The sequence below is a fragment of the Frankia sp. CcI49 genome (assembly GCF_001983215.1).
GTDB classification, from domain to species: Bacteria; Actinomycetota; Actinomycetes; order Frankiales; family Frankiaceae; genus Parafrankia; species Parafrankia irregularis.
The window spans coordinates 170610-180836 of the sequence record NZ_MOWP01000036.1 but is presented as its reverse complement, the minus strand read 5'-3'; the positions used below and the strand labels follow the sequence as shown (position 1 = coordinate 180836).

General features: G+C 71.6%; 7 protein-coding genes. 4 read left to right on the top strand and 3 right to left on the bottom strand.

The window, feature by feature from the left end; translation table 11 throughout:
* The coding region (locus CcI49_RS31905; RefSeq protein WP_241840359.1) for an enoyl-CoA hydratase-related protein at positions 1-355 on the top strand (355 nt) is incomplete at its 5' end.
* A 100-nt stretch (positions 356-455) separates the two neighbouring features.
* On the opposite strand, the gene CcI49_RS31900 is transcribed toward CcI49_RS31905, so the two are convergent.
* Positions 456-1418 carry a thioesterase family protein gene (locus tag CcI49_RS31900; protein WP_076832876.1) on the bottom strand — a complete coding sequence of 321 codons (963 nt, stop codon included), beginning with the start codon at positions 1416-1418 and terminating at the stop codon, positions 456-458.
* Between the two features lie 710 nt (positions 1419-2128).
* On the opposite strand from CcI49_RS31900, the gene CcI49_RS31895 reads away from it, so the two are divergent.
* On the top strand, positions 2129-4891 hold the full coding sequence (locus CcI49_RS31895; protein ID WP_054571238.1) for a LuxR family transcriptional regulator: 2763 nt from the start codon (positions 2129-2131) through the stop codon (positions 4889-4891).
* A 24-nt stretch (positions 4892-4915) separates the two neighbouring features.
* Here the strand turns inward: CcI49_RS31895 and CcI49_RS31890 are convergent, their stop codons facing one another.
* The gene (locus tag CcI49_RS31890) at positions 4916-5830 is read right to left on the bottom strand and encodes a LysR family transcriptional regulator (RefSeq protein ID WP_054571237.1); all 915 of its coding nucleotides are present in this window, start codon (positions 5828-5830) and stop codon (positions 4916-4918) included.
* A gap of 70 nt (positions 5831-5900) precedes the next feature.
* Between CcI49_RS31890 and CcI49_RS31885 the strand changes: the two genes are divergently transcribed.
* Positions 5901-6656, top strand: a complete 756-nt coding sequence (locus CcI49_RS31885) for an SDR family NAD(P)-dependent oxidoreductase (RefSeq protein ID WP_054571236.1) — start codon at positions 5901-5903, stop codon at positions 6654-6656.
* Positions 6657-6734: 78 nt separating this feature from the next.
* Here the strand turns inward: CcI49_RS31885 and CcI49_RS31880 are convergent, their stop codons facing one another.
* Positions 6735-8360, bottom strand: a complete 1626-nt coding sequence (locus CcI49_RS31880) for a BBE domain-containing protein (protein ID WP_076832871.1) — start codon at positions 8358-8360, stop codon at positions 6735-6737.
* Positions 8361-8651: 291 nt separating this feature from the next.
* Here CcI49_RS31880 and CcI49_RS31875 point away from each other — a divergent pair, with 291 nt between their 5' ends.
* Positions 8652-10112, top strand: coding sequence for a class I SAM-dependent methyltransferase (locus CcI49_RS31875; protein ID WP_076832868.1), 1461 nt, complete (start codon positions 8652-8654; stop codon positions 10110-10112).
* Positions 10113-10227: the final 115 nt, after the last annotated feature.

Genomic DNA, 10227 nt, shown 5'->3' with positions numbered 1-10227 from the left:
CGCCAAACGCATGCTCCTCACCGGCGACCTCCTCACCGGCGCCGAACTCGACGAACGCGGCATCTTCACCGAAACCGTCCCCGACACCGACGTCCCCACCCGCGCCGAATGGTGGGCCCGCAAAGTCTCCCGCATGCCCGCCGACGGCATCGTCATCGCCAAGGAAGCCTTCCGCCTCGTCGAACAACTCCAGGGCTACCAAGGCGAAGAAGTCCTCAGCTACCTCTTCCACGCCTACGGCACCAACCTCACCTTCGAAGACAACGAATACAACTTCGTCAAAGTCCGCGCCCAACACGGCGTCAAACGCGCCTTCGAACTCCGCGACGAACACTTCGAAATCCCCGAACCGTGAGGACCCGGCTCGGCTCGGCTCGGACTGGACTGGGCTGGGCTGGGCTGGGCCGCCAGGGTGTTCTCCCGCGGTGCCCGTGGTCAGCCCTTCCGGTAGAAGGTCATCCCTTCCGGTAGAACCACAGCGCCGCGGTCTGGCTGCCGACACCGGCGAGGGAGCCGTCGGGCGACCACAGACGTACCGAGCCGTGTCCGTAGCCGTCGGCCGCCTGCTCGGGAACGCCATCGACCAGCACCCACTCGCTCTCCGGCGCGGAACCGACCCGGATCGTGTTGTCCAGACTCGACCCGGACCCCGGATTACCGAGGGCGCCCATCACCATCGTCGGCACCGAGTCGGCGACCAGCGCCAGCATCGCCGGACGGGTCGCCGGCCGGCCACCGAAGCGCATCCAGAACCGTAGCCGAGGTTCTGCCGCACCGGCGGGCTGGCGTATCTCGACGAGGCCGAAGAAACCGGGTGGGGTGGACGGCGGAAACCGCAGCCTGACCGGTTCGCAGTCCTCGGGCGGGGGGAAGGCGGGCATCACCGGGAGTGTCCCGCCCGGGATCTCCGGGTTGGCCTCGGCCGCCGCACCGAGACCGGTGAGCACGACCCGCCCGGCGACAGTGCCGGTCACTCGCACCTGCGAGGTCCGGCGGCCCGCCGCGAGGACCTCCGCGACGAGATCGAGACGCTCGCCGTACCTGGGCGAACCCACGAACTGGGCCGTCGCCCACCGCAGCGGCCGTGCGGCCGTCTCCTCGACGAGCGCGCCGACGAGAGCGAGGCCCATCCCGCCGTACATGCGCTGAAGCTGCGTGAGGTGACGCTCCTCCATCGTGACCTCGGCCCGCGTCGTGAGGAACGCCGCCGGGTCATCAGCCGCCGCCGGACCGGCGTCGGCCACGTCGAGAAGCTCGAGGCCGAGCCAGCGCCGGTCGGCGCGACGTCGCGCCGCCTCGGTGCCGAGCCCGTCCACGTCGTCGAGCCCGTCCACGTCGTCGAGCCCGTCCACGTCGTCGCCCACCGGAACGGCCCCCGCGGGACGGAGCGCGTCAGTATTCGTCGTCAGATCGGCCACGAATCGACCTTAACACCAATCATTTAGATCTTTTGTGGCGCAAGCTCGCTTCGGACCTACGCCCGCGTACACCGGCCAACACCGGCCTCGCGGCGGCGACTCCTGCGCCCGCGCCGAGCCCGTCCCGGCCACCGTGAACCACCCCCACCCCGAGTCGCCAGCCCGCCACCGCGCGCGAAGTGCACCCGACACGGAAGTCGGCCCGGAATCCGCCACGCCTGCTTCGCGCACAGCATCGGACGGCGCGAGCATGGTACACACCCCGGATAGGAAGCCGACAGAAATGACAATCAGCGAAAACCCCTTCCCCGGCCAGGGCGCTGAGATTAATGTCTCAGCGCACACACCGGGAAAGCTCCTGCCGACGCCGCCGGAGATCCAGCACCGACACCCGGGGGCCGCAGTGGCCACGGCAGCGGACATTCATCCACACGGGCGGTCCACCGACCAGGGCAGGCGCCGTGTCGATCACCGGGCACCCGCCACCGACGACAGCGGAGCGGCTAACACCGTCCGGACCCGCCGTCAAGAAAGAGTCGCGTATCCGCAGCCGGTAACTTCCTTATTCTTTGGCAGTATCGACGGTGTTCCTGCGGTAGGGTCAGAACGTTATGTCGTAATTTGCGTGAGATCGCCCGCGAAGGCGAACTCCGCATGTCTCGTAGGTAAAGGGCTCGACCGGACCGAAGTCACCCGCGGAACGCGCACTGATGCAGGAGGACGACCGAGCTGTGCCCCGACCGGACGCCCCCCACCACGACCTGGCAACCGGATACACACTGGTCGAAAGAGACCGCGAGAACACCAGACTCAGCGCACTGCTCACGTTCGACCGGTACTCGCCGATCAGGGTCGCGGTCATCGAGGGCGCGGCCGGCCACGGAAAATCCGTTCTGGCCGCGGGCCTCGCCCGCCAGGCCGAGGCCCGCGGCTTCCGCGTCCTCACGGCCGACGGGGCACACCGTGAGCGCGCTCTTCCCTTCGGAATAGTCAGTCAGCTGCTTCCCGGTGACAGTGAACCGCCCGGCGCCGCGCTGGGCGCGGCCATCACGGCCACCCTGGCCGACCGGGAGCCCGACGCCAGGGACGTCGACCGTGCGCTGTGGTACGTCACCCACACCTGGTGCGCGCACCTGGTCCGCGCCAGCGCCTCGGCGCCGATACTCCTCATCGTCGACGACGCGCACCATGCCGACCGGGAGTCACTCACGATCCTGGTCCACCTGCTCCGCAGGTCGCGAGCGGCCCGGATAGCGATGCTGTTTACGGTCTGCGCGGATGCCACCCCCGCCGACCCCGCCGCGCTGGACGAGGTACGGCGCCGCCAGGACGGTGACGTGCTCCGGCTCGCACCGCTGACCGAGCACGGCGTCGCCACCGTGGTGGGCCGCCGGCTCGGTCCGATCGCCGGCATCCGTCTCGCGCCCACCTGGCATCAGGTGACCGGTGGGAGTCCGTTACTCGTCCACGCGCTCATCGAGGACCAGAAGGGCAACGGCCGATCGGCTGACGACAGCCAGGCCGGCGGCCCTGGATCTGACAACCCGCGGACCGGTGAGCGCGCGGCGCCCGCGGCTGGCGAGCGTTTCCGGCTCGCCGTGCTCACCACGCTCGATCGGATCGGCGGTCTCACCACCCCACTCGCCCGCTCGGTCGCGGTGCTGGGCCGGTCAGCCACCCCCCGCCTGCTCGACCAGCTGACCGGCCTGGGCCAGCCCGGGGTGGTCCGGGCGCTCCGCGCGCTGCACACCGCCGGCATACTGACCGCCCGCGGCCTGTTCCGGCATCCGGCGGCGCAGGACGCGGTGCTCGCCAGCACGGACGCCGCCGAACGGCGCCGGTTGAACTCGCGGGCGGCCGTCCTGCTGAACGCGGAGGGCTGCTCCGCCACCGTCGTCGCCCAGCATCTGCTCGACGCCGACAGCGAGCTGGAACCGTGGGCCGTGCCGGTGCTGGAGAACGCGGCCCGCGAGGCCTGCAACGACGGCGACCCGGCGCTCGCGGCGGCCTTCCTGCGCCTGGCCCTGCGGGCAGCGGACGGACCACAGCGCGATTCGCTGACCGCCGAGCTCGCGGCGCTCGACTGGTGGCAGAGCCCGCGGGACTCCGTCCGGCATCTGTCCTTCCTGGTCAACGCCGCGCGCGTGGGGCGGTTGTCCGCCGCCGAGGCCACCACGGCAGCGCAGTTCCTGCTCTGGCACGGCCGGTTCGACGAGGCGACCACGTTACTCGCCGATCTCGTCGGGCAGGACGAGCACCCGGACACCTCGACGCGGATCGAGATCCGCTTCATGGACCTGTGGCTGCGGTCCCTCTACCCGGAGGTCGCCCGGCAGCTGGTGCGCAGGTCACCGCGTTGGGTCGACGAGCGGTCCCGGGACCTGCCGGCGATCTTCCATCCTCGGCTGGAGGCGGCGACCCAGCTGGCCCGGGTCCTGAGCGGCCGGCCGGATCCCGCGCTGCCGCTGCGGGCCGAGCAGATCATCCGGCGTACGGTGCAGACCGGGTCCCCACCCGAGACGATCTCCGCGGCGTCCGTCGCCGCCCTCGCGCTGCTGTACGCGGGCCACGCCGAGGGCGCCCGGCGGTGGTTCGAGAACCTGCTGCGCAACGACTCCGTCCAGTCGTCGCCGACCTGGGGGGCGAAGCTGCTGGCGCTGCGGGCCGAGGCCGCGATGCGCCTCGGCCAGGCCGACACCGCCGGGCAGCTCGCCCGGGGCGCGCTGTCCGCGTTCACGGTGGCTGACTGGGGCGTCGGCATCGGGCTGCCCCTCGGCGTCCTGGTACGGGCGATGACCGTGCTGGGCCGGCACGACGAGGCTTCCGAGCTGCTTGATCACCCGATCCCGGCGAACATGTTCCAGACCGGCTTCGGGCTGCACTATCTGGAGGCTCGTGGCCGGCACCGGATCGCGATCGGGTTGCACCGCGCGGCGCTCGACGATTTCCGGCTGTGCGGCGACCTGATGCGCAGTTGGGGGACGGACGTCCCCACGATGGTGCCGTGGCGCGACCACGCGGCGGAGGCGCTGCTCGGGCTCGGCGAGCCGGCCCATGCCCGGCGGCTGCTCGCCGACAACGTGCCGCCCGCAGGCCGGCGGGCCACCAGCACCCGGGACGCCGGTGCGACCGCGGGCGCCGCGGCCAGCGACGCTGCCGCCAGCAGGCATCCCGCCGGAAGACGGCGTCGTGACACCGAGCTGGGCCCTGGCACCGGACGCGGTCACGCCGGTGCCGGGGCGTCATCGAGGGTCCTGACCTCAGTGGACCGAATGGCCTCCCTGAGCGAGGCCGAGCAGAAGGTCGCCGCGCGAGCGGCCCGTGGGCAGACGAACCGGGAGATCGCGGCGGGGTTGTTCATCACGGTCAGCACGGTGGAGCAGCACCTCACCCGGACCTACCGGAAACTGCGGGTGGCAGGGCGCAAGGACCTGGCGAACCTGTTCACGACCGCCCGCATGCCGATCGCCTGATGCCGATCGGCTGGTGCCGCTCAGCTAGTGCCGCTCGGCGACGGTCGCGGCGACCCGCAGCAGCGCCGCGATGGCGTTGGAACGACTCTGCTCCGACCGGGCGATGAGTACGTGCACCGGCGGTGCGTCCGCTACCGGCACGCAGGCGATGTCGTGGCGGATGTGGCCGCGGACCGACTCGGGCACCACCGCGACCACCCGGCCCAGCGCGACCAGTTGCATCAGCTGGATGCCGTCGCTCACCACCGGCCCGGCCAGCGGCACCGGCGGATCGCTGGAGGTGGTGAGGCCGGTCCGCGCGGACGGATCGGACCCGCCCGGCAGGCCCGCCGGATCCGTGCGGTCCGAGGGCCACCGGGGCTGGACCTCGCCGGCCAGGTCGGCGACCCGAAGGGTCTCCCGGGCGGCGAGGGGATGGCTGGCGGGCAGCAGCGCCACCTGCCCCTCGACCGTCAGTTCCTCACAGTCGAGGCCGGTCGTGTCATCAGGCGGGCAGTGCAGGATGGCGACGTCGGCCCGCCCGTCACGGACCATGGCCGCGCGCTGGCCGCTCGTGAACACGACGTCGACGGCGACGGCGGCGGGATCCTCGGCGTAGGCGGCCAGGATGCCGGGCAGCAGCCCCCCGTCACCGCCGGACTTCATCGCCAGCACGATCGCCGGTTCCGGGCTGGCCGCGCGCCGGGTGCGCCGCTCGGCGGCGGCGACCGCGTCCAGCACGTGGCGGCCCTCCTCCAACAGGACCCGGCCGGCCGGGGTCAGCGACACCCGACGGCTGGTCCGGTCCAGCAGGGTGACCCCGATCCGCCGCTCAAGCTGGCGGATCGCTCGCGACAGCGGTGGCTGCGCCATCCTGAGGCGCTGCGCGGCCCGCCCGAAGTGCAGCTCCTCGGCCACCGTGACGAAATACGAGAGCTCCCGCGTCTCGAGTCGTTCCATACCCGCAGGGTATCGGTTCTTACCTGGACGGTATTTGAAACCGTCGACAGGCTGATGGTGAGCTTGGTCCATGGCCGAAGAGACAACAAAGTCAGGCATAGCACTCGTCACCGGCGCCAACAAGGGCATCGGCCGGGAGGTCGCCGCGCAGCTCGCCCAGCAAGGCTTCACCGTGCTCGTGGGCGCGCGCGACGCCGCGCTCGGCGCCGCCGCCGCCGCCGAGATCTCCGCCGCCGGCGGGGACGCCCAATTCGTGCGACTCGACGTCACCGACGACGATTCGGTCCGTATCGCCGCCGATTTCATCGGCGAGCGGTTCGGCCGACTCGACGTCCTGGTGAACAATGCCGGAATCTCAGGTGGCATCGACACCCTCATCCCGAGCACGGCGAATCCGGACGCGGTTCGCGCGGTCTTCGACACGAATGTCTTCGGCGTGATCAGGGTGACGAACGCGGTACTCCCGTGGTTGCTCCGCTCGACGGCGCCGCGGATCGTCAACCTTTCCAGCAGCGTGGGTTCGTTGTCCATCATGGGCGATCCCGCCGGCCCCTTCGCCAACGTTCCCGCCTCGGCCGGGTACGCGCCGTCCAAAACCGCGCTGAACGCCATCACGGTCCAGTACGCGAAAGAGCTCCGCAAGGACAACGTACTGGTCAATGCCGCGGACCCCGGCCGCTGCGACACCGACCTGATCCGCGGTGTCGGCTTCCCCTCGCCACGCACGGCGGCCGAGGGCGCGACGGTCGCCGTCCGGCTCGCCACCCTGGGCCCGGACGGACCCACCGGTGGGATCTTCAGCGAGACGGGGTCCGTGCCCTGGTAGCCCGCGCCCGCTGTCGGCAGCGCTGTCACCCCGGCGGCCACGGCGTCACCGCCGTGGCCGCCGGCACCACCGGGGCCGTCAGGACGGCAGGGCGATGGACAGCGCGTGCCGGAAGACGTTCCGCGGGTCCCAGCGCGCCTTGACCTGCTGCAGCCGGCGATAGCTGCCCTTGTAGTACAGCTCCGTCCACGGGATGCCGGAGGTGTTCCAGGCCGGATCCGCCAGGTCGACGTCGGCGTAGTTGATGTAGGAACCGTCGGTGATACCGCCGAGGGCCGGGACACCACCGGTGTCGGCGTGCACGTCGCGGTAGAACTCGCGCAGCCAGGAGAGGTTCCGGTCGTCGTCGGTCGCCGCGTCCCAGTGCACGGTGTGCAGCACCTTCAGGACCGAGTCACGCTGCGGGGTCGCCGTGGCGTCCGGCGCGACCGCGTTGGCCCGGCCGCCGTAGGACGCGAACAGGACGCCGGCCAGGGGTGCGGTGATGCCGGGTGCGGTCAGATAGCGGTGGGTCGTGGCGAGCTGGGCGTCCGTGTAGCTCGCACGCAGGTAGGAGCCCTTGGACTTGTTGCGGCGTCCGACCACCGCCCCGGTGTCGGGATAGCCGGTGTAGTTGGTGGCCTGCAGCCAGGGAAGGGTCCGCTCACGGACCGTCAGGGCCGCCCGCACCGGGTCGACGACCGCGGCGCGGAAGCCCGCGAGCAGCGCGTCGGAGTCCGCCTCGTCCGGGTTCACCAGGACCTGTATCCCGACGACGGGGCTGGAGCTGACATGGGCGCAGGTCAGATTGGCGCTCAGCCGGGCGGCTGCGGCGTCCGGTGCGCTGTTCTCCGCGTGCCAGGTGAGGTAGCCCCGGACCAGCTGGCTGAACGTGGCGACGTCCAGGCCGGTCCACGGCCAGGCGAAGTCGATGAGCCGCGCCCGTGCCGGCGGTGTCGGCAGCAGCTTCGACGGGTTGGTGCCGGTCGCGGCGGTGCTGCGCATCCAGTACTTCGTGACCACGCCGAAGTTGCCACCGCCGCCGCCCGTGTGAGCCCACCACAGCTCCCGGTTGGGATCACCCGGTTCGCGGGTGGCGACCACCGTGCGCGGCGTTCCCGAACGGTCGACGGTGACGACCTCGACCGCGTACAGGTGGTCGGGGACGATTCCCGCCCGGCGGGCGAGGGCGCCGTAGCCACCACCGGCGAAGTGCCCACCGACCCCGACCGCCGGGYACGTTCCGCCGGGGAGGGTGACTCCCCAGCCGGTGAACAGCGTCTTGTAGACCTCCCGCAGCGTCGCGCCGGGCTCGATCGCGAACGCGGTGCGGGCCGGGTCGTAGTAGATGGCGTTCATCTGGGCCATGTCGATCTGGACCTGCACGCTCGAGTTCGCGACGAAGTTCTCGATGCAGTGCCCGCCGCTGCGCACCGCGATGCGCTTCCCGGCCCGGACGGCCTCGGCCACGGCCTGTTCCACCTGCGCCGTTGTGCCGACCATCCGCACGTACTCCGGACTGCCGGCGAAACGGCCGTTCCAGCTGCGGACCAGGTCCTGATAACGCGCATCGCCCGACCTGACGGTCGCGCCGCCGTAGGCCGGTTCCGTGGCGGGAGCGGCGACCGCCGCCTGGTCGGCGGCGAGAACCTCCGCGGACACACCCGCCGCGCCGAGAATTCCGGCGGAGGCGAGAAGTTTTCGACGAGAGACATCGGCTGGCATCGGATCTCCTGGTTGCGCACGACGGGCGGCTGAGAACCGTCTACTTTTTCTCGGCCCCGGAGCGAATGGCGCCGAACCTACGGAAGTCCGCCGCGATGCTCCAACCCCTAGCGACCCCAGACATCGTTCGCCCGACGGTCCGGCCATGTCACCGATTTCGACCGGCGCCCCAGCTCAGCGGACCGGTGTCGGGGACAACCCCGACACCGGCGGTTAGGGGTTTTCAGCAGCCGTCGCGGGTCGCGAAGATCGATAACGGCGACGACCGGCACCGGAATCAGGAGGCGCGTCATGATCAGCGCGGAGTTGGACGCCGTGCGCACGTCTGCGCGGGCGGACGTCGGCGAGGCGTTCGGCAGCCTCACCGCGGCGCTGCTGGACCAGTCGACGGACCGTACGGCGCTCGGCGAGCTGGTTGACACGGCGTTGGACGCCACACCACCCGATCGGGTCCCCTACATCCTGATCTTTCTCGGGCTCGCGGCGGAGACCACGGAAGGTGCCGCGGCGACGGCCGTCCGGTCGGCGCTGGGTCGCCGCATCGAGGGCTACCTGCGGATCCTGGCCGACTCGGCACCGGGCAGTCCCGCCCGCCTCGCCTCGCTCTACCTCGTCGCGCATCTGACCGAAGCCCGCGACGCCGTCCTGGACGCCGCCGCCGGACTCGGCCTGGATGCCGCCGAGCACAGCCGGCTCGACCGCTGCCTGCAGCGCGAGATCCCGGCGGACCCACGGATCACCCGGTGCTGGCCCGCGCCGTCGGTCTGGGCGGATCTCGGCGCGGACGCCGACGCTCGCGATCAGATCTGGATGGGCCGGCTTTCCCCGGAGCTGACAGCCGCGGCGTGGGGCCACGAGACCCGGTCGATGCTCGCCTACCTCGGCGCGCGGGCGCTGTGGGCCGCCGGGCACCCGCCCCCCTTCGAGGTTCCGATGCCGGCCGTCGCGCTGCCCACCGCCGAGCGACACGTCGACGTGGCCGCGGCCGCCAACGGGCACGGGAGCATCCTGCGCTGCCCGGTGTGCCGCGGCCGGCTCACCATCACCACCGCCTCGGCGCGTTGCCAGTCCTGCGCCGCCGACTTCCCCGTCACGAAGCACTACGTCGACCTCTCGCAGGGCATCGGCGAAGAGCTGGACCTGATGGCCGAGAACGTGGTCCTGCGCTACGGCGAGCTGCGTTCCAGCTTCTTCAGGCTGATGGGCGGCAACTGGGCCGGCCCGATGTCCCCCCTGGACGAGGACGCCTACCTGCGCGACCACGTCCGGCCGGCCGACGGGCCCGTCCTCGACCTGGCGGCCGGCACCGGTCGCTGGACCGCGGAGCTGGCCGCGACGTTCGGCACCGGCCGGGTGATCGCGCTCGACCTGGCCGGCGCGATGAACCGTGAGATCGCCCGGACCCTGCCCGACATCGCCAACCTTCGGGCCAGCGCGCTGGCGCTGCCCTTCGCCGACGGCAGCCTGGGCGCGGTCAACTGCTGGAACGCGCTGCAGATGCTGCCGGACCCGGCCGCGGTCTTCGCCGAGGTCGGCCGGGTCCTGCGGCGGGGAGGGACCTTCACGGTTCTCACCTTCCGGAAGGCGGCCGATCCCGCGGACCGCTACTTCCAGAGCCGCCAGTTCGGGGTGCACGGTGTACGGCAGTTCGACCATGCCGAGATGACCGGATGGCTGGCCGACGCCGGCATGTCGGTGCGGGACCTGAGCGGGCCGAACAACCTGCTGCTCCTCACCGCCGTCCGCACCTGAAGGCCGGCCGGATCTGGCCGATGAGCCGAGCCCGGCCGGCACCGCGAGGCCGACGGGAGCTGACGGGAGCTGACGGGAGCTGTCCGCCGATCCCGAACAGCCCGCCCGGTCCCGT